Below are 19,166 nucleotides of genomic sequence, written 5' to 3' on the forward strand. Positions count from 1 at the left end.
GGGGACGAGGGCATCGGCCGTGTGGTGGGGTTTCCGTCGTGACGGAGGGGGCGTCAGACCGCGGAACCGGCCTTCCACTGCTCCCAGCTCATGTTCCAGCCGTTGAGGCCGTTGTCGGGGGCGATGGTCTTGTCGCCCGTGTTCTGCACGACGACCACGTCACCGACGATCGAGTTGTTGTAGAACCAGGCGCCCGGCGTGCTCGGGTCGTTGGCGCCCTTGGCGTCGGCGAGGCCCACGCAGCCGTGGCTGGTGTTGACGCTGCCGAAGATGGACTTCGCGCCCCAGTAGTTGCCGTGGATGAAGGTGCCGGAGGTGCTCAGACGCATGGCGTGGGGCACGTCCTTGATGTCGTACTCGCCCTTGCCGTCGTCGTCGGTGAAGCCGACCGTGGCGCCGTTCATCCGGGTCTCCTTGAACTTCTCAGAGATCACCATCTGGCCCTCGTAGGTCTTGTTCTCGGGCGCTCCGGCGGAGATCGGGATGGTCTTGATCGTCTTGCCGTTCTGCGTGACCTTCATCTGCTTGGTCTTGGCGTCGACGTAGGAGACCTGGTTGCGCCCGATCTTGAAGGTGACCGTCTTCTGCTGGACGCCGTAGACGCCCTCGGCGCCCTCGACCCCGTCGAGCGCCAGCTTCAGGGTGACGGTGGAGCCCTCCTGCCAGTACTGCTCGGGGCGGCAGTCCATGCGGTTGGCGTTGAACCAGTGGCAGGCCACCTCCTGGCCGCTGCTGGAGGACACCTCGATGCCCTTCTGCACGGCGGCCTTGTTGGTGATGGCCTTGTCGAAATTGATCGACACGGGCATGCCGACGCCGACCGTGGTGCCGTCGTCCGGGGTGAAGTTGCCGATGAAGCTGTTGGACGGGGAGACCGTGGTGAAGGAGGCGTTCTCGTGGGCGACGAGGCCCTCGGAGTCCTTCGCGGAGGCCGACAGCTTGTAGGTGGTGGCGCGCTCGAGCTGGCCGCTGGGCTTCCAGCTCTTCTTGTCGGCCGATATCTGGCCCTCGACGGCGGTGCCGTCGGCGGTGGTCATCGTGACCTCGGTGAGCTCGCCCTTCTCGACGGTCACCGTGGCCGAGTTGTTGATGGAGGCGTTCGTCGAGCCGTCCTTCGGCGTGATCTTGATCTGCGCCTCGGAGGACTTCTTGGCCGCCGCCTCGTCGACCTGCGCCTGCGAGGTGTCCTTGCCGTCGGACCCCGCGGCGTCGTCGTCCCCGCCGGAACACGCCGAGAGCACCAGCACTCCGCCGAGCAGAGCGGACGCGGCCGCCAGACCCCTGCGCCGCCGCTTACCGTCCGTCATCACACGCTTCTCCATCGTTGCCAGAATCCCAACCCCACGAGGCCCCTGGCGGGAGCCGAGGCGCCTCGTCCACAAGCTTCAACGCTACGACCGGGTGATCCGGTTCCCGAGTCCCACTCGTGTGGGACTCACCACGTCCGCCGTTGCGGACCTCGGGAACGCCGGTCAGCGCGCCGATTGAGACGTGCCGGCCCGGGGCGTCGGTTGCCTCCCGGGGCCAACATTTCCTCAAGTCGTCTCAGCCGCCGCGGGAACCGCCGTCGGAGGACGCCTCGTCGTGCGGGGGACTCTTCGTCGTCGGACTCGTCTTCGCAGTCCTCGTCGAACCGCCCGCCATCCTCGTCGCCGCCTCCCCTTTCACGCGAGTACGGGTCGTGATCCAACCGCCCGTCGGCGCGCGCGATTCACCCCGGCCGTCCCCTCGCCACCCCCGCCGACCAGTACGAACGGGTACGTAAGAGAGATGGGCGATTCTTACTGTGTCCTCGGTCACAAAGCTTTGCACACAAGCCCGTTCAGCATCCAGACACCCATCTCCTCGGGGTCGAAAGGGACAAACCCCCATATATCTCAAGGAGTCGCACCCGGAGCGCAGGGGAGGTGCTCCCGTGACTTTCCTGTGACCCGGGCGGTTCACTACCATCAGCCCACACGGCCAATTCGCCAGCGCCACAAGGGGATCGATATTCCGTGTCATCCGCGCTCCGTCCGTTGCTGACCGCCACCGCCGCGGGCACCCTGCTGTGCGCCCTGTGGTTCGTCCCGTCCGCGAACGCGACCTCGGACGCCCCGGACCGGACCGCGCCCTCCGCGAGCCCGTCCCCGCAGGTCACCGAGCAGGCGAGAGGCGTGTCGAGCGCGACCTCGGCCCAGCTGGAGAGCACCGCCCAGGGCGTCCGCCTCGCGGACACCGGCAGCTTCGACAGCACCCCGTACATCGTCGGCGGCACGGCCTGTCTGGCCCTCGGCGCCGGTTTCGTCGTGTATTCGGTGCGCAGGGAGCGCCTGGAGTTCTGAGCGCCCCTCCCACGGCATGCCGGGGCCCCGCGGAGTCGTCCGCGGGGCCCCGGCCTTGTCACCTCAGCGGACCTGTGACCCGTTCCACGGCCTCGACCAGCCGCCCGTTCCGTACGAAGGTCTCCGCGGCGGCCAGATCGGGCGCCAGGTACCGGTCGGGTCCGGGACCGGGCACACCGGCCTCCCGCAGCGCCTTCAGGACCGCGCGGGTCGCCGGCGCGGGGGTGAGGCCCTCACGCAGCTCCACGGCCCGTGCGGCGGCGTACAGCTCCACGGCGACGACCCTGGTCAGCCCGTCGACGGCGGTACGCAGCTTGCGCGCGGCCGACCAGCCCATGGAGACGTGGTCCTCCTGCATCGCGGACGACGGGATGGAGTCCGCCGACGCCGGTACGGCGAGCCGCTTCAGCTCGCTGATCAGGGCGGCCTGCGTGTACTGGGCGATCATCAGCCCGGAGTCGACGCCCGCGTCGTCGGCGAGGAACGGCGGCAGCCCGTGGCTGCGGTTCTTGTCCAGCAGCCGGTCGGTACGGCGCTCCGTGATGGAGGCGAGGTCGGCGACGGCGATGGCGAGGAAGTCCAGCACGTAGGCGACCGGCGCCCCGTGGAAGTTGCCGTTCGACTCCACGCGGCCGTCGGGCAGCACCACCGGGTTGTCGACGGCGGCGGCGAGCTCACGCTCGGCGACCAGCCGGGCGTGCGCGAGGGTGTCGCGTCCGGCGCCGGCGACCTGCGGGGCGCAGCGCACCGAGTAGGCGTCCTGGACCCGGGGCGCGTCGTCCTGGTGATGCCCCGTCAGGCCCGAACCCTCCAGCACGGCCAGCATGTTGGCGGCGCTGGCGGCCTGACCGGGGTGCGGGCGGATGGCGTGCAGCTCGGGCGCGAGCACCTTGTCGGTGCCGAGCAGCGCCTCCAGGCTCAGCGCGGCGGTGACGTCGGCGGACCGGTAGAGGAGGTCCAGGTCGGCGAGGGCCATGACCAGCATGCCGAGCATGCCGTCGGTGCCGTTGAGAAGGGCGAGCCCTTCCTTCTCGCGCAGTTCGACGGGCCGGATGCCGTGCGCGGCGAGCAGCTCGCCGGCGGGCCGCACGCTGCCGTCGGGACCCTCCGCCTCCCCCTCGCCCATCAGCGCGAGGGCGCAGTGCGACAGCGGGGCGAGGTCGCCGGAGCAGCCCAGGGAGCCGTACTCGTGCACGATCGGGGTGATCCCGGCGTTCAGCACGTCGGCCATGGTCTGCGCGACCTCGGGCCGGACGCCGGTGTGCCCGGAGCAGAGGGTCTTGAGCCGCAGGAACATCAGCGCCCGGACGACCTCACGCTCCACCCGCGGCCCCATGCCGGCGGCGTGCGAGCGGACGATGTTGCGCTGGAGCTGGGCGCGCAGGTCGGGGCTGATGTGCCGGGTCGCCAGGGCGCCGAAGCCGGTGCTCACCCCGTAGACCGGGTCCGGCTTGGCGGCCAGGGCGTCCACGATCTCGCGGGACGCGGCGAGGGCGGCGACCGCCTCCTCGGACAGTTCGACGCGGGCGCCGCCGCGTACCACGGCCAGCACGTCGGACGCGGTCACGCCCGACGTCCCCACCACCACTGTGTGCATATCCATATTCAGGAGCCTACGCAGTGAATGCCCCACTGTCACCACCGGACCCGGGCCGCGCCCCTTACCCGGGCGCGTGCCGCCCGCGGAACCGGCGCCGCTCCCCGTCGGCCTCCCGCGAGGGTTCGTCGGCGAGCCGCACCACGGGGTCGTCAGGACCCTGCCGCCCGGCCACCACGGGGTGCGCGGCCCGCTCGGCCTTGGCCCGGTACTGCGCCGCGTCGGCCAGCCGGAACAGCCGCCGCGCCGAGCGCACCGGCCCGATCGGGTCCTCCGTGGACGCCACCCCGCACGCGACACCGTCCCCGATGCCCAGCTCCACGGCCCGGCGGCACACCTCGTCGGCCGCCTTCACCACCTCGTCGGCGGACGGCCCCACCGCCAGCAGACAGAACTCGTCACCTCCGAGCCGCGCCGCCAGGGCGCCCGGCAGCATGGCCCCGCACAGCGACAGCACGGTCCCGAACCGCTCCAGCAGCCGGTCGCCCACGGAGTGCCCGAGGGTGTCGTTGACCCGCTTCAGCCCGTTGACGTCGCACACCACCAGGCTGACGACGGCCCCCTCGCGCCGGTGCAGCTCGACCGCCTCGTCCAGCCGGGCGTCCACGGCCCGCCGGTTGGCGAGCCCCGTCAGCGAGTCCGTGAAGGCCAGCCGCCGTGCCTCCTCCAGCCGCTCGGTCTGCGCGATCCCCGCGGCCACCACGGCGGCCAGCACGGTCGCGAAGTCGGCGTCCGCCCGCCCGAACACGGGCTCGCCGACCGGCCGGGCCACGTACAGCTCGCCCCAGGCCCGCCCGTGCAGCACGATCGGCGCGACGACGCAGCAGCCGCGCCCGCGCCGCCGCAGCGCCGCGACCCGCTGGTGGCAGTAGCCGGCACGCCCCTCCTCGGGGCCCTCCGCGGTCTCCACCCAGGCGTCGGGCTCGCCCCCGCCGGCCCACTGCTCGTGCAGGAACTCGGTGATCTCGGCGAACTGGTACACCGGGTACGACTCGTCCTCGGGGAACTCCTCCTCCCCCTCGGCGAGCTCCCCGACGTTCACCAGCACCCGCAGCCGTCCGAGCTCCCGCTCCCACACCGACAGCGCGGCGAAACTCCCGCCCAGGGCCCGGCGGGCCCCGCCGGCGGCGGCCCGCCACGCCTCCCGCGAACTGTGCGCGGCGGCCATGCCCTGAGCCAGCGCCACCACGGCCGCCAGCCGGCTTTCCTCACCCATTCCCCCAGATTAGGGAGATTTTCCGCTTATCGAGACATCGAGGTCACTCACCCGGCCATTCCGGCCGCCGCTTCTCGTTGAAGGCGGCGACACCCTCGGCCCGGTCCCCGGAGAACGCCACGGACCGCCAGGCCGCGTCCTCGACCTCGAGCCCGGCCGGCAGATCGAGCCCGTGGCCGAGCCGCAGCGCCCGCTTGGCGGCGCGCAGTCCCACAGGGGAGTTCGCGGCGATCCGCGCGGCCATGGCGAGCGCCGCCTCCCGGTCCCGCCCCTCCTCGACCAGCTCGTCCACGAGCCCGATCTGCCGAGCCTCCTCGGCCTCGACGCGCCGCGCGGTGAAAATCAGCTCGGCCGCCCGAGCCGACCCGACCCGCCGGGGCAGCAACTGCGTACCGCCCCCGCCCGGAATGACGCCGACGGACACCTCGGGCAGCCCCATGACGGCCGTGCGGTCGGCGACGATCACGTCGCACGACAGAGCAAGCTCGCACCCGCCGCCCAGAGCGAAACCGTGCACGGCGGCAATGGCAGGCACAGGCAGCTGCAGCACCCCGGTGTAGGCCGCCCGCGCCACAGGCCGCTGCCGCACGAGGTCAGCGTCCGTGAACGAGTTCCGCTCCTTCAGGTCGGCCCCCACGCAGAACGCCCGCTCGTGCGACGAGGTCAGCACCACCGCGCGTACGTCACGGTCCTCGCCCAGCGCCGCACAGGCGCCGGCGACGGAACGGGCCATCTCGGTCGACACCGCGTTCATGGCCTTCGGCCGGTCGAGGACGAGCTCCGCGACATGCCCCCGCTCGTGCCGCCGCACCAGCACGAACTCCCCGAACCGTTCCTCACTCATGACACCCTCCGGTTAACGCGGGTTAACTTGGCTCGCCCCGATCATGGCAGCCGGGAGCCACTGAGGAAAAGGGTCCACCCGTTCGAGTGACATACGACCGACTCGCCTGAGCCGTGTAGCCCCCGGCGCGTACCGTGCGCACACCGCGGCGCGCCGCAGGGGGGAGACAGACCATGACACAGGACGAGACGCGCACCGTCTCCCGGGGACGCCACAGAAAGCCCCGCCACCGCCGCGCGCTCCTGGCAGCGGGCGCCCTGACCCTGACGGTGGGCGCGGCGACCCTGATCCACCTCTCAATGCCGGACGCCCCACCGAGGGACGCACAGGCGGCCCCGCTCCCGTCCCCGGAGGAGAGCGGCGCCTCCACGCCACCGAGCGGGAAGCCGGCGGACCCCTCCGGGGCCACGACACCCCCACCGGCCCCGCACCCGAGTCCGACGTCACCGAAGGCACAAGGCGGAAAGGCGCAGGAGCCGCTCACCCAGCAGCCGACGACACCACCCCGAACACCACCGAGCACGCGCTCGGAAACGACCCCGCCCGCACCCCAGACGTCCGAGCCACCCGAACCCCCACGGGAACAGCACCCGACACCGCCACCGCAGGCGACGACGCCCCCACCCCCGCCACCCGAGGACGAGAACGACGAGGCGGACGAGAACGAGGACCGAGGCCTCTGCCTCCCCCTCCTGAACATCTGCCTGGGCGGCTGAGGGGCCGGGCAGACGATCAGTCGGAGGCTTCCGAGGGGGTCCTGCGCGTCAGTAGCCAGGGCTCGACGACGCCGAGACCACGGACGGGCCGCTGCCACATCGGCTGGAGCGCGAAGCGGTACCGGGGCGGCTCCTCGCCCTCCTTCTCCGCCGCGGCGGCCGCTTCGGCGGCGGCGGCCTCACTGGCCGGCGCATCACCCGTGCGGATGAGCTCCTGGGCGAAGTCGGCATCGACGAGGACCGCGTCGCGGGGGGCTATGGAGGTCAGCCGGGAGGCGAGATTGACAGTGGTGCCGAAGACATCGCCCATCCGGGTGGTGACGGTGCCGAAGGCCATGCCGACGCGCAGTTCCGGCATGGTCTCGTCGTTCGCCATGGTCTCTATCAACCGCAGGGCGATCTCAGCAGCTGTGCCGGCGTCGTCGGCGGCGTACAGGACCTCGTCGCCGAGGGTCTTGATGAGCCGCCCGCCACGCGCCGCGACCAGGTCGGCGGCGGTCGTCTCGAAGGCCTCGACGAGCTCTCCGAGCTCTTCCTCCTCCATCCGCCGGGTAAGACGGGTGAAGCCCACGAGGTCGGCGAAGGCGACGGCGAGCCGCCGGTCCACCATCTCCTCGTCGTCGGCCTCCTGCACCACACGCCCGGCCGAGGCGGCGAGCTGGCGCCGCCACACATAGACGAGGAACTCCTCCAGCTCGGGGAGGAGCAGCTCGACGATCGGATACGTGACCTCGGTACGGGTCATGCCGGGTTCGGGCGGCTCCGTCAGCCCCTCCAGGAAGGAGTCGATCTGCCATTCGGCCAAACGTGCGGTGGTCTGGCCGGTGGACCGGGCGACCTGGACGGCCATGGCCTCGCTCAGCAGGCCGGCCTCCACCAGACCCGCGAGGCGGCGCAGGGCGAGGACGTCGGCCTCCGTGAGGGCCTTCGCCTGACCCACGTCGGCGAAGCCCATGGCACGCCAGAAGCGGGTGGCGAGCTCCATCGTGACGCCTGCGCTGCGGGCCGCCTGGAACGGCGTGTAACGGCGCTCGGCGCCCAGGATGAGCTGCTCGAGGCGCAGAGCAAGCGGATCCTCGCCGTCGCCCTGCGCGTCCGCACCGGAACCCGAGTCGTCGACGCTCACGCGTTGCTGCCCTTCCGATCTGTCACGGCCATGTCTCGACCGGGCTCAACTCTACGGCAGGTGTGCGGTAGCTCACTCCGTCAGGTTGGGCCGTGGGGAGGTGGGAGGCGCGTGCAGTTACTTACGGGCGGGGGGCGCGGTCCGGGGGTGCGTTTTCGGCCACGGTTGTGCGGGCGGGGGTGGTTGTCGCACACCCGGTGCGTGTCTGGGCGCACGGCGCGGGTGGGGGATGGGGTGTCGCACACCCCGGGCTTCGTCCGTAGCCGGAGCGGGCGCGGGTGGGGCGTTGCACCCCCTGGGGCTTCCTAGCACCCGGCGTGGGTGTGGGCCGGGGGGTGCCGGCGCACCTGGCGCCCGCAGGGTGCCGCCGCGCCCACCCTCCCCCATCGCCCCAGCGGCACGAATGCCCGCGGTTGGCGAAGGTTGCGGCCGCCGGCCGGGCCTGCGCCCGCATGTAGCGGAGGCGGCGCATGCCCTGGTGGCGGTGTAGTCGCCCGCGGCGGGGAGGGGACGGGGTGGGGGTGGGCGCCCGCAGCGGCTGGCGCGTCCGCGCCCCGCACTTTTCCAGCTCGCACTCTCGCGCCAGACCGAGGACGACCGCCCCCACCGCGGCCCCGTCCCACCCACCGGCCCTGGGCGCTACGCCCACCCCCACCGGAGCGCAACCCTGCGCCGCAGGCGTCAGACCTCAGCCCGCCACCAGGCCGGACGACGCACCACAGACACCAGACCTCACCCCCCCCCACCAGACCGAACGACGCACCGCAGACACCAGACCTCACCCCCCCACCAGACCGAACGACGCACCACAGACACCAGACCTCACCCCCTCCACCGGACCGAACGACGCACCACAGGCGACCCCCGCCTCACCCCGCCCGCAAGTGCACGATGTCCCCCGCCCCCACCGGCTCCTGCACCCCCGCCTCCGTCGCCAGCACCAGCCGCCCGTCCCCGTCCACCGCGACCGCCTCCCCCACCAGCGCCCGATCCCCCGGCAGCTCCGCCCGCACCCGCCGCCCCAGCGTCGCGCAGCCCGCCGCGTACGCCTCCTGGAGACCGCACGCCCCCGCGTCCCCCTCCGCCGCCCGCCAGCGCCCGTACCAGTCCTCCAGCCCCCGCAGCACAGCCCGCAGCAGCGGGTCCCGGTCCGTGCTCACGGCCCCCGCCAACGCCAGCGACCCCGCCGTAGGCACAGGCAGCTCGTCAGCCCGCAGGCTGACGTTCACGCCAACCCCCACCACCACACCCCCGTCCCCCGAGGCCTCCGCCAGAATCCCCCCGGCCTTCCGCTCCTCTCCCCCCACCGTCACCAGCACATCGTTGGGCCACTTCAACGCCGTATCCACGCCCCCGGCCCGCGCCAGCCCCGTAGCCACCGCGACCCCCGTCAGCAACGGCAACCATCCCCACCGCTCCATGGGCACCGCATCCCCGGGCCTCAGCAGCACGGAGAAGAACAACCCGGACCGAGCCGGAGCCACCCACTTCCGGTCCAGCCGCCCCCGCGCGGCACTCTGCTCCTCGGCGACGAGCACAACGCCCTCTTCGAGCCCGCCGGCGCCGGCGCTCCCCACCGCCCGCGCGACGAGATCGGAGTTCGTGGACCCGGTCCGCTGCACCACATCCAGCTCCCGCCACAAACCCCCCTCCCGCACCAGCGCCCGCCGCAACGCGGCCGCGTTCAGCGGAGGCCGTTCGAGGTCGGACCACCGACTACGCCGGGGCCCGGAGGATTCGGAGTCATCTCGGGGTGTCATGCAACCCACACTAGGTGTGGGAAACACCGCACTGCCGAACACACAGGCCCCCACTAGGGTACGGATGAGTAACCGTCCCCCCTTTTGAGCAGGCAGGGAGCCGCATCCCGATGTCCGAGCCGGAAGAGCAGCAGCCTGACATCCACACCACCGCGGGCAAGCTCGCGGATCTCCAGCGTCGAATCGAAGAGGCGACGCACGCCGGCTCAGCACGCGCCGTCGAAAAGCAGCACGCCAAAGGCAAGCTGACGGCCCGTGAGCGGATCGACCTCCTGCTCGACGAGGGAAGCTTCGTCGAACTGGACGAGTTCGCCCGGCACCGCTCCACCAACTTCGGCCTCGACGCCAACCGTCCGTACGGCGACGGCGTCGTGACCGGCTACGGCACGGTCGACGGCCGCCCCGTCGCCGTCTTCTCGCAGGATTTCACCGTCTTCGGCGGCGCCCTCGGCGAGGTCTACGGCCAGAAGATCGTGAAGGTCATGGACTTCGCGCTGAAGACCGGCTGCCCGGTCATCGGCATCAACGACTCCGGCGGCGCCCGTATCCAGGAGGGCGTGGCCTCCCTCGGCGCGTACGGGGAGATCTTCCGCCGCAACACCCACGCCTCCGGCGTGATCCCGCAGATCAGCCTGGTGGTCGGCCCCTGCGCGGGCGGCGCGGTCTACTCGCCCGCGATCACCGACTTCACGATCATGGTCGACCAGACCAGCCACATGTTCATCACCGGCCCTGACGTCATCAAGACGGTCACCGGCGAGGACGTCGGCTTCGAGGAGCTGGGCGGCGCCCGCACCCACAACTCGACCTCCGGCGTCGCGCACCACATGGCCGGCGACGAGAAGGACGCGATCGAGTACGTCAAGCAGCTGCTCTCGTACCTGCCGTCCAACAACCTCTCGGAGCCCCCGGCCTTCCCCGAGGAGGCCGACCTCGACATCACCGACGAGGACCGCGAACTCGACACGATCGTGCCGGACTCGGCGAACCAGCCGTACGACATGCACACGGTCATCGAGCACGTCCTCGACGACGCGGAGTTCTTCGAGACGCAGCCCCTGTTCGCGCCGAACATCCTCACGGGGTACGGCCGGGTCGAGGGCCGTCCCGTCGGCATCGTGGCGAACCAGCCGATGCAGTTCGCCGGCTGCCTGGACATCACCGCGTCGGAGAAGGCGGCCCGCTTCGTGCGGACCTGCGACGCCTTCAACATCCCGGTGCTGACCTTCGTCGACGTCCCCGGCTTCCTGCCCGGCGTGGACCAGGAGCACGACGGCATCATCCGCCGCGGCGCGAAGCTGATCTACGCGTACGCGGAGGCCACCGTCCCGCTGATCACGGTGATCACCCGCAAGGCGTTCGGCGGCGCGTACGACGTCATGGGCTCCAAGCACCTGGGCGCCGACCTCAACCTGGCCTGGCCGACGGCCCAGATCGCGGTGATGGGCGCGCAGGGCGCCGTCAACATCCTGCACCGCCGTACCATCGCCGAGTCGGACGATCCGGAGGCGACCCGCGCGCGGCTGATGCAGGAGTACGAGGACGCGCTCCTCAACCCCTACGTCGCCGCCGAGCGGGGTTACGTCGACGCGGTGATCATGCCGTCGGACACCCGCCGCCACATCGTGCGCGGTCTGCGCCAGCTGCGGACCAAGCGCGAGAGCCTGCCCCCGAAGAAGCACGGCAACATCCCCCTGTAAGGAGCCGCTGTGACGATCAAGGTCGTACGGGGCAACCCGACCCCGGAGGAGCTGGCCGCCGCACTGGCGGTGGTCAGGGCGCGCGCCGCGGCGGCGGCCGCCCAGCCGTCCGGCGCGCCCGCGATCCCCGACGCCTGGTCCGACCCGTCCCGCATCGCGGCGCGCCGCGTGCCCGCTCCGGGCCCGGCGTCGTGGTCGCGGACGTACTGGCCGGGCGGCTGAAGCCCCACCGCTTCCTGAACGGGCCGTACGCACCGCGTACGGCCCGTTCGCACGCGTACGGGCGTCCGCCGCCAAGTTGAGTACGCGTACTCAGGCGCCCCCGCCGCCTCCGCCGCACGCTGGAGGAATGCTGTGGTCCGACCCCGAGAACAAGCCGCCGAAGGAACTGCGTGACACGCAGGAGATGCTGCGGCGGCTGGGCGTTCTCATGGCGCTGGCCATGGTGGTCGCGATGCTGGTGATCGGCGTGAGATGAGCCGGACGGGCGACGCCGATACGCTGACCGCATGACAGATCACCCGCGCCGCCGCCTCGTCCTCGCCTCCCAGTCCCCCGCCCGGCTCGGACTGCTCCGCCAGGCCGGACTGACCCCCGAGGTGATCGTCAGCGGGGTCGACGAGGACGCCGTCTCCGCCCCCACCCCCGCCGAGCTGGCGCTGGCCCTGGCCGAGGCGAAGGCGTCCGTGGTGGCCGCGAAGCCCGAGGTGAAGGGCGCGCTGGTGATCGGCTGCGACTCGGTGCTGGATCTGGACGGCCAGGCCCTGGGCAAGCCGGAGAACGCCGAGGAGGCCACCGCGCGCTGGAAGGCGATGCGGGGCCGCGCGGGCACGCTGCAGACGGGCCACTGCGTCTACGACACCCTCAGCCGCCGCTACGCCTCCGCCACCGCGTCCACGGTGGTCCGTTTCGGTGAACCCTCCGACGAGGAGATCGCGGCCTACGTGGCCTCCGGCGAACCGCTGCACGTGGCGGGGGCGTTCACCCTGGACGGCCGCTCGGCGCCGTTCATCGACGGCATCGACGGCGACCACGGCAACGTGATCGGCATCAGCCTGCCGCTCGTACGACGCCTGCTGGCCGAGCTTGGCGTGGGCATCACGGACCTGTGGGCGCCTCAGGAGGCCTGACGGCCGTCACGGAGCTGTGGGCGCCGCGGGAGGCCTGACGGCCGTCACGGAGCCGAGGGCGCCGCAGGAGGACTGAACGGCGGCGTCCCGGCGTCGACGGGCCCGTCGGACTCACCGGGGTCACCGGGCTCACCGGGCTTCTCCGGCCGCCCGTCGTACGTCATCAGGAGCAACACGATCAGCGCGAGGACGACGACCATGAAGAGGAACGCCGTCCAGCCGATCAGCCCCCACGCGAACGCGCCCAGCAGCGCGTGCACGACGGCGGCGCTGATCAGCAGCACCTTGCCGAGCCCGGCCGGGGCGCGGTCGCGCAGGGCGACCAGCAGGGCCACCAGGCCGCACGCGGCGAAGTAGAGCCCGAAGACGACTCCGCCGGCCTTCGACGACACCGACATCATGTCCGGGTCGAGACCGGCCAGCGACATGTCCTGCCGGTCGACGACGACCCCCAGGAACCAGTTCACCGCCAGTACGCCCAGCGCCTCGGCGAACAGCACGAGCGCGACGATCCACGCCACCGGTCTGCGGACCACCGGCCCCCACCCACTTTCGAGCACGATTGTGGTTACCCCGAGTACGTTCGGGACGAGGCGAAGGCTACTGAGAGGTAAACCTCGGTACAAGGGGCGTGCGACGGGCAAAGAATCATTGGGCCATTCGTAGGGACTCCACAAAGAAACGAAGTGGGCCGCAGCACGCTCTCACAGAGACCTTGGCCACATGACGGGGCTAGGGTTCTCGGGAGGAGTCCTGCGTACCGAGGTGCGACAAGGGATTTCGCGGGTCGAGCGAGCCTCGCATCACGCTCCGTGTGGGCAAGCTCACCACCGGGGACGGGTCGAAGTGCCGTGTCGGCAGTCCCTAAACTCGGCTTGTTTCAAGGAGGGAGCCTCAATCGTGCGCAAGGTGCTCATCGCCAACCGTGGCGAAATCGCTGTCCGCGTTGCCCGGGCCTGCCGGGATGCCGGAATCGCGAGCGTTGCCGTCTACGCCGACCCGGACCGGGACGCTCTGCATGTCCGCGCCGCGGATGAGGCGTTCGCCCTGGGCGGTGACACTCCGGCCACCAGTTACCTCGACATGGACAAGGTGCTGAAGGCCGCGCGGGAGTCGGGGGCGGACGCGATCCACCCCGGCTACGGCTTCCTCTCGGAGAACGCCGACTTCGCCCAGGCCGTGCTGGACGCGGGCCTGATCTGGATCGGCCCGCCGCCGCAGGCCATCCGCGACCTCGGTGACAAGGTCGCCGCCCGGCACATCGCCCAGCGCGCCGGCGCCCCGCTGGTGGCGGGCACGCCCGACCCGGTGTCCGGCGCGGAGGAGGTCGTCGCGTTCGCCGAGGAGCACGGCCTGCCGATCGCCATCAAGGCCGCCTTCGGCGGTGGCGGGCGCGGCCTGAAGGTCGCCCGCACCCTCGAAGAGGTCCCCGAGCTGTACGACTCGGCCGTGCGTGAGGCGGTCGCCGCGTTCGGCCGCGGCGAGTGCTTCGTCGAGCGGTACCTGGACAAGCCGCGTCACGTGGAGACCCAGTGCCTGGCCGACAGCCACGGCAACGTGGTCGTCGTCTCCACCCGTGACTGCTCGCTGCAGCGCCGCCACCAGAAGCTGGTCGAGGAGGCCCCGGCGCCGTTCCTGTCGAAGGAGCAGAACGCCGAGCTGTACCGCGCCTCCAAGGCCATCCTGAAGGAGGCCGGCTACGTCGGCGCCGGCACCGTGGAGTTCCTCGTCGGCGCGGACGGCACGATCTCCTTCCTCGAGGTCAACACCCGCCTCCAGGTGGAGCACCCGGTGACCGAGGAGGTCTCCGGCATCGACCTGGTGCGCGAGATGTTCCGCATCGCCGACGGCGAGGAGCTCGGCTACGACGACCCGCCGCTGCGCGGTCACTCCTTCGAGTTCCGCATCAACGGCGAGGACCCGGGCCGCAACTTCCTGCCCGCTCCCGGCACCGTCACCACGTTCGCCCCGCCGTCCGGCCCGGGCGTGCGCCTGGACGCGGGCGTCGAGTCCGGCAGCGTCATCGGCCCCGCCTGGGACTCCCTGCTGGCCAAGCTGATCGTCACCGGCGCCACCCGCGAGCAGGCCCTGCAGCGCGCCTCGCGCGCCCTGGAGGAGTTCAAGGTGGAGGGCATGGCCACCGCCATCCCGTTCCACCGCGCGGTGGTCAAGGACCCGGCGTTCGCCCCCGAGCTGACCGGCTCCTCCGAGCCGTTCACGGTCCACACCCGCTGGATCGAGACCGGGTTCGTCAACGACATCAAGCCCTTCGCCTCGCCCGTGGACGCGGACGCGGAGGAGGAGGCGGGCCGTGAGACGGTCGTCGTCGAGGTCGGCGGCAAGCGCCTGGAGGTCTCGCTCCCGGCCTCCCTCGGCATGAGCCTGGCCCGCACGGGCCTGGCCGCCGGCGCCAAGCCGAAGCGCCGCGCCGCCCGCAAGTCGGGCCCGGCCGCCTCGGGCGACACCCTCGCCTCCCCGATGCAGGGCACGATCGTGAAGGTCGCGGTCGAGGAGGGCCAGGAGGTCCAGGAAGGCGACCTGGTCGTCGTCCTGGAGGCGATGAAGATGGAGCAGCCCATCAACGCCCACCGCTCAGGCACCGTCAAGGGCCTGAACGCGGAGGTCGGCGCCTCGGTCACGTCCGGCGCCGCGATCTGCGAGATCAAGGACTGACGCTCACGTCACAGCGCCCGGCGCCCTCCCACGCGGGGGGCGCCGGGCGCTTTCGTGTACGCCGTCAGCGCCGCCGCATGTCCGCCACCCGGGCGGCCCGCTCGGCGCCCTGCCCCTGGTCGGACGCGGCGCCCAGCGCCACGGCCGTACGCAGTCCGGGGCCCTGCCGCCTCGGGCCGGGCAGCGGGACGTCACGGCGCTGGCGCGCCGACGGCGGGCCGTCACCCGCGGCGTTTCCGTTTCCCCCCGGCGTCCCCGCGACGGCGATCTGCACGCCCTGGTCGGCGAGGGCCTGGAGCTCGGTGGCCGCGCGGTCGTCGTGGGCGGGCGGCTCGTCGGTGACCAGCCGGGTGATGAGGTCGGTGGGCACCGTCTGGAACATGGTGTCCGTGCCGAGCTTGGTGTGGTCGGCGAGGACCACCACCTCGGCGGCGGCCTGCACCAGCGCCCGGTCGACGGACGCCGACAGCATGTTGGACGTGGACAGCCCGCGCTCGGCGGTCAGACCGCTGCCCGAGAGGAACGCCCGGGACACCCGCAGCCCCTGCAGGGACTGCTCGGCGCCGCTGCCGACGAGGGCGTAGTTGGAGCCGCGCAGCGTGCCGCCGGTCATCACGACCTCGACCCGGTTGGCGTGGGCGAGCGCCTGGGCGACCAGCAGGGAGTTGGTGACGACCGTCAGCCCGGGCACCCGGGCCAGCCGGCGGGCCAGCTCCTGCGTGGTGGTGCCCGCGCCGACCACGATGGCCTCGCCCTCCTCCACGAAGTTCGCGGCGAGGTCGGCGATGGCGGTCTTCTCGGCGGTGGCGAGATGCGACTTCTGCGGGAAGCCGGACTCGCGTGTGAAACCGCCCGGCAGTACCGCACCGCCGTGCCGGCGGTCGAGGAGTCCTTCTGCCTCCAGCGCGCGCACGTCCCGCCGTACGGTCACTTCGGAGGTCTGGACGACGCGGGCGAGCTCACGGAGCGACACGGCCCCGTTCGCTCGCACCATTTCGAGGATCAATTGGCGACGTTCTGCAGCGAACACGAAACTGACAGTAACGCCGACGACCGTCTGGTTTCAGCAGTTTGCGCTGAATAGCAGAAGTTGTTCGCACGGCCCCACGGCAAGTGGTATAGGGCCGGGTCAGGCCTCGCCGCCCGCCTTCCGCGTGTGCAACTGCCGCGCCACCTCGGCGATCGAGCCCGACAGCGACGGATACACGGTGAAGGCGTTCGCGATCTGTTCGACGGTCAGGTTGTTGTCGACCGCGATCGAGATGGGGTGGATGAGTTCCGAGGCGCGCGGCGCGACGACGACACCGCCGACGACGATGCCGGTGCCGGGGCGGCAGAAGATCTTGACGAAGCCGTCGCGGATGCCCTGCATCTTGGCGCGCGGGTTGCGCAGCAGCGGCAGTTTCACGACACGGGCGTCGATCTTCCCGCTGTCCACGTCGGCCTGGGAGTACCCGACGGTCGCGATCTCAGGGTCGGTGAAGACGTTCGACGAGACGGTCTTCAGATTCAGCGGCGCGACCGCGTCGCCGAGGAAGTGGTACATGGCGATCCGCCCCTGCATGGCGGCCACGGAAGCCAGCGCGAACACACCCGTGACGTCACCGGCGGCGTAGACGCCCGGAGCGGTGGTGCGCGACACCTTGTCGGTCCAGATGTGCCCGGAGTCGCGCAGCCGCACGCCGGCCTCCTCCAGGCCCATGCCCTCGGAGTTCGGGATGGCGCCGACGGCCATCAGACAGTGCGACCCGGTGATGACCCGCCCGTCGGCCAGCGTGACCTCGACGCGGTCCCCGACCCGCTTGGCGGACTGGGCGCGCGACCGCGCCATGACGTTCATGCCGCGCCGCCGGAAGACGTCCTCCAGCACGGCGGCGGCGTCCGGGTCCTCACCCGGAAGCACCCGGTCACGGGAGGACACCAGCGTGACCCGCGACCCGAGCGCCTGGTAGGCGCCGGCGAACTCCGCACCGGTGACACCGGAACCGACGACGATGAGCTCCTCGGGAAGCTCGTCCAGGTCGTACACCTGGGTCCAGTTGAGAATGCGCTCGCCGTCGGGCCGGGCGTCGGGCAGCTCACGAGGATGCCCACCGGTGGCGATCAGAACGGCATCGGCGGTAAGCGTCTCCTCGGACCCGTCGGCAGCGGTGACGACGACCTTGCGCGACCCGTCGAGCGCCTGCATTCCCTCGAGCCGCCCACGCCCGCGCATGACACGCGCGCCGGCGCGCGTCACGGACGCGGTGATGTCATGCGACTGCGCCAGAGCGAGCCGCTTCACACGCCGGTTGACCTTGCCCAGGTCGACGCCGACCACCCGGGCGGCCTGCTCCAGGGGCGGGGTGTCGTCGGCGACGATGATCCCCAGCTCCTCGTAGGAGGAGTCGAAGGTGGTCATCACCTCGGCCGTGGCGATCAGGGTCTTGGACGGCACGCAGTCGGTCAGCACCGACGCACCGCCCAGGCCGTCGCAGTCGACGACGGTCACCTCCGCGCCGAGCTGCGCGGCGACCAGCGCCGCTTCGTATCCGCCGGGTCCGCCACCGATGATCACGATCCGAGTCACGTACTCCATTGTCCCGCACACTTCACCGTGCGACCGCCCGGGGGTGCGTCCCCGGAGCCACGACAGTCCCGGCACCCCCTGCCGTACCCTTCCCCCATGTCGCTCTACGCCGCTTATGCCGGCAACCTCGACGCCCGGCTGATGTCCCGCCGCGCCCCGCACTCCCCGCTGCGGGCCACCGGCTGGCTCAACGGCTGGCGGCTGACGTTCGGGGGCGAGCACATGGGCTGGGAAGGCGCACTCGCCACCCTCGTCGAGGACCCGCTCTCCCAGGTCTTCGTCTCCCTCTACGACATCGCGCCCATGGACGAGGAGTCCCTGGACCGCTGGGAGGGCACGGGCCTGGACATCTACCGGCGCACCCGCATCCGCGTCCACACCCTGGACGGCGAGGAACACGCCTGGACGTACGTCCTGAACTCCTACGAGGGCGGCCTGCCCTCGGCCCGCTACCTGGGCGAGATCGCCGACGCGGCGGAGTCCGCCGGGGCGCCCCACGACTATGTGATGGAGCTCCGTAAGCGCCCCTGCTGACGGAAACGACACGACAACGATCGCCATCCCGTCACCTCCCACATCTACGCGCGTAGGCGAAATGCGGCTACCCTCGTCGACGTGAACGCTTCTCTTCTTCCGGACGACATCCAGGGCGACCCGTACGCCGCAGCCGACGCCGCCGCAGCCCGCCTGCGCGAACTCACAGGCGCCGAGACCCACGACGTCGCCCTCGTGATGGGCTCCGGGTGGGCCCCGGCCGCGGACGCGCTCGGCACCCCCGAGGCCGAGCACCCGGTCACCGAGCTGCCCGGCTTTCCGCCGCCGGCGGTCGAGGGCCACGGAGGCAAGATCCGGTCCTACCGCATCGGGGCGAAGCGGGCGCTGGTCTTCCTGGGCCGCACCCACTACTACGAGGGCCGTGGCGTGGCCGCCGTCGCGCACGGGGTCCGCACCGCGGTCGCGGCGGGCGCGAAGACGATCGTCCTCACCAACGGCTGCGGCGGCCTTCGCGAGGGCATGCGCCCCGGGCAGCCCGTCCTGATCAGCGACCACATCAACCTGACGGCGACGTCGCCCATCGTGGGCGCGAACTTCGTCGACCTGACGGACCTCTACTCCCCGCGCCTGCGCGCGCTGTGCAAGGAGATCGACCCGTCCCTCGAGGAGGGCGTCTACGCGCAGTTCCCCGGCCCGCACTACGAGACGCCTGCGGAGATCCGTATGGCCCGTGTGATCGGGGCGGACCTCGTGGGCATGTCCACGGTCCTGGAGGCGATCGCCGCGCGGGAGGCGGGGGCGGAGGTTCTTGGCATCTCCCTGGTGACCAACCTCGCCGCCGGTATGACGGGCGAGCCGTTGAACCACGAGGAGGTGCTCCAGGCGGGGCGGGACAGCGCGACGCGCATGGGCGCGCTGCTCACGCAGGTGTTGGGCCGCCTGTAACCCCTCTTTGCAGCGGGGCTGCACGTCCCTGGACGCCTTCGGCGCGGGTGGGTTGCTTGCTCCCGGTACGC

At 71.7% G+C, this 19,166-nt stretch carries 17 protein-coding genes; 8 read left to right on the top strand and 9 right to left on the bottom strand.

The features are described from left to right. Positions 1-53 precede the first annotated feature (53 nt). Positions 54-1,307 carry a L,D-transpeptidase gene (locus tag ACQY0Z_RS02475; protein ID WP_189906243.1) on the bottom strand — a complete coding sequence of 418 codons (1,254 nt, stop codon included), beginning with the start codon at positions 1,305-1,307 and terminating at the stop codon, positions 54-56. Between the two features lie 690 nt (positions 1,308-1,997). Between ACQY0Z_RS02475 and ACQY0Z_RS02480 the strand changes: the two genes are divergently transcribed. Continuing rightward, the gene (locus tag ACQY0Z_RS02480; RefSeq protein ID WP_189906174.1) at positions 1,998-2,324 is read left to right on the top strand and encodes an LAETG motif-containing sortase-dependent surface protein; all 327 of its coding nucleotides are present in this window, start codon (positions 1,998-2,000) and stop codon (positions 2,322-2,324) included. Between the two features lie 58 nt (positions 2,325-2,382). Here the strand turns inward: ACQY0Z_RS02480 and hutH are convergent, their stop codons facing one another. The 5 genes from hutH to ACQY0Z_RS02505 form a co-directional block, all read right to left on the bottom strand. Beyond that, a complete protein-coding gene (gene hutH, locus ACQY0Z_RS02485; protein ID WP_439813339.1) occupies positions 2,383-3,921 on the bottom strand; it encodes a histidine ammonia-lyase in 1,539 nt (512 codons plus the stop codon). 64 nt (positions 3,922-3,985) lie between these two features. Beyond that, positions 3,986-5,137: a GGDEF domain-containing protein gene (locus ACQY0Z_RS02490; protein ID WP_189906172.1), complete on the bottom strand. Its 1,152-nt coding sequence runs from the start codon at positions 5,135-5,137 to the stop codon at positions 3,986-3,988. 43 nt (positions 5,138-5,180) lie between these two features. Then, positions 5,181-5,981 (bottom strand): enoyl-CoA hydratase/isomerase family protein, encoded by an 801-nt coding sequence (locus tag ACQY0Z_RS02495; protein ID WP_189906170.1) that lies wholly within the window; start codon positions 5,979-5,981, stop codon positions 5,181-5,183. A gap of 732 nt (positions 5,982-6,713) precedes the next feature. Continuing rightward, entirely contained in the window at positions 6,714-7,823 is a 1,110-nt protein-coding gene (locus ACQY0Z_RS02500; protein ID WP_189906169.1) for an adenylate/guanylate cyclase domain-containing protein, read from the bottom strand. An 869-nt stretch (positions 7,824-8,692) separates the two neighbouring features. Continuing rightward, positions 8,693-9,583: a biotin--[acetyl-CoA-carboxylase] ligase gene (locus tag ACQY0Z_RS02505; RefSeq protein WP_439811781.1), complete on the bottom strand. Its 891-nt coding sequence runs from the start codon at positions 9,581-9,583 to the stop codon at positions 8,693-8,695. A gap of 110 nt (positions 9,584-9,693) precedes the next feature. Here ACQY0Z_RS02505 and ACQY0Z_RS02510 point away from each other — a divergent pair, with 110 nt between their 5' ends. From ACQY0Z_RS02510 to ACQY0Z_RS02525, 4 genes are all read left to right on the top strand, one after another. Further along, a complete protein-coding gene (locus tag ACQY0Z_RS02510; RefSeq protein WP_189907020.1) occupies positions 9,694-11,283 on the top strand; it encodes an acyl-CoA carboxylase subunit beta in 1,590 nt (529 codons plus the stop codon). Positions 11,284-11,292: 9 nt separating this feature from the next. After that, positions 11,293-11,505, top strand: a complete 213-nt coding sequence (locus tag ACQY0Z_RS02515) for an acyl-CoA carboxylase epsilon subunit (RefSeq protein ID WP_189907022.1) — start codon at positions 11,293-11,295, stop codon at positions 11,503-11,505. A 127-nt stretch (positions 11,506-11,632) separates the two neighbouring features. Beyond that, entirely contained in the window at positions 11,633-11,761 is a 129-nt protein-coding gene (gene mmpB, locus ACQY0Z_RS02520; protein WP_267461839.1) for a morphogenic membrane protein MmpB, read from the top strand. Positions 11,762-11,792: 31 nt separating this feature from the next. Beyond that, a complete protein-coding gene (locus ACQY0Z_RS02525; protein ID WP_254588313.1) occupies positions 11,793-12,413 on the top strand; it encodes a Maf family protein in 621 nt (206 codons plus the stop codon). A 44-nt stretch (positions 12,414-12,457) separates the two neighbouring features. On the opposite strand, the gene ACQY0Z_RS02530 is transcribed toward ACQY0Z_RS02525, so the two are convergent. Further along, a complete protein-coding gene (locus ACQY0Z_RS02530; RefSeq protein ID WP_439811782.1) occupies positions 12,458-12,949 on the bottom strand; it encodes a hypothetical protein in 492 nt (163 codons plus the stop codon). A 364-nt stretch (positions 12,950-13,313) separates the two neighbouring features. Here ACQY0Z_RS02530 and ACQY0Z_RS02535 point away from each other — a divergent pair, with 364 nt between their 5' ends. Then, the gene (locus ACQY0Z_RS02535; protein WP_189907027.1) at positions 13,314-15,086 is read left to right on the top strand and encodes an acetyl/propionyl/methylcrotonyl-CoA carboxylase subunit alpha; all 1,773 of its coding nucleotides are present in this window, start codon (positions 13,314-13,316) and stop codon (positions 15,084-15,086) included. A 64-nt stretch (positions 15,087-15,150) separates the two neighbouring features. On the opposite strand, the gene ACQY0Z_RS02540 is transcribed toward ACQY0Z_RS02535, so the two are convergent. Beyond that, positions 15,151-16,116: a DeoR family transcriptional regulator gene (locus ACQY0Z_RS02540; RefSeq protein ID WP_189907029.1), complete on the bottom strand. Its 966-nt coding sequence runs from the start codon at positions 16,114-16,116 to the stop codon at positions 15,151-15,153. A gap of 99 nt (positions 16,117-16,215) precedes the next feature. Continuing rightward, entirely contained in the window at positions 16,216-17,664 is a 1,449-nt protein-coding gene (locus tag ACQY0Z_RS02545; protein ID WP_028959688.1) for an NAD(P)H-quinone dehydrogenase, read from the bottom strand. An 87-nt stretch (positions 17,665-17,751) separates the two neighbouring features. Between ACQY0Z_RS02545 and ACQY0Z_RS02550 the strand changes: the two genes are divergently transcribed. Then, entirely contained in the window at positions 17,752-18,189 is a 438-nt protein-coding gene (locus ACQY0Z_RS02550; protein WP_189907031.1) for a gamma-glutamylcyclotransferase, read from the top strand. Positions 18,190-18,270: 81 nt separating this feature from the next. Beyond that, positions 18,271-19,095, top strand: coding sequence for a purine-nucleoside phosphorylase (locus ACQY0Z_RS02555; protein ID WP_019527744.1), 825 nt, complete (start codon positions 18,271-18,273; stop codon positions 19,093-19,095). The last annotated feature ends 71 nt before the right edge of the window (positions 19,096-19,166 follow it).

It is taken from the genome of Streptomyces sp. P9-2, from assembly GCF_051903975.1.
Lineage (GTDB): Bacteria > Actinomycetota > Actinomycetes > Streptomycetales > Streptomycetaceae > Streptomyces > Streptomyces cellulosae.

Coding starts and splice junctions, on each gene's coding strand:
- ACQY0Z_RS02475 (WP_189906243.1), bottom strand. CDS start 1,307: ATGACGGACGGTAAGCGGCGGCGCAGGGGTCTGGCGGCCGCGTCCGCT.
- hutH (WP_439813339.1), bottom strand. CDS start 3,921: ATGCACACAGTGGTGGTGGGGACGTCGGGCGTGACCGCGTCCGACGTG.
- ACQY0Z_RS02490 (WP_189906172.1), bottom strand. CDS start 5,137: ATGGGTGAGGAAAGCCGGCTGGCGGCCGTGGTGGCGCTGGCTCAGGGC.
- ACQY0Z_RS02495 (WP_189906170.1), bottom strand. CDS start 5,981: ATGAGTGAGGAACGGTTCGGGGAGTTCGTGCTGGTGCGGCGGCACGAG.
- ACQY0Z_RS02505 (WP_439811781.1), bottom strand. CDS start 9,583: ATGACACCCCGAGATGACTCCGAATCCTCCGGGCCCCGGCGTAGTCGG.
- ACQY0Z_RS02510 (WP_189907020.1), top strand. CDS start 9,694: ATGTCCGAGCCGGAAGAGCAGCAGCCTGACATCCACACCACCGCGGGC.
- mmpB (WP_267461839.1), top strand. CDS start 11,633: ATGCTGTGGTCCGACCCCGAGAACAAGCCGCCGAAGGAACTGCGTGAC.
- ACQY0Z_RS02525 (WP_254588313.1), top strand. CDS start 11,793: ATGACAGATCACCCGCGCCGCCGCCTCGTCCTCGCCTCCCAGTCCCCC.
- ACQY0Z_RS02545 (WP_028959688.1), bottom strand. CDS start 17,664: ATGGAGTACGTGACTCGGATCGTGATCATCGGTGGCGGACCCGGCGGA.
- ACQY0Z_RS02550 (WP_189907031.1), top strand. CDS start 17,752: ATGTCGCTCTACGCCGCTTATGCCGGCAACCTCGACGCCCGGCTGATG.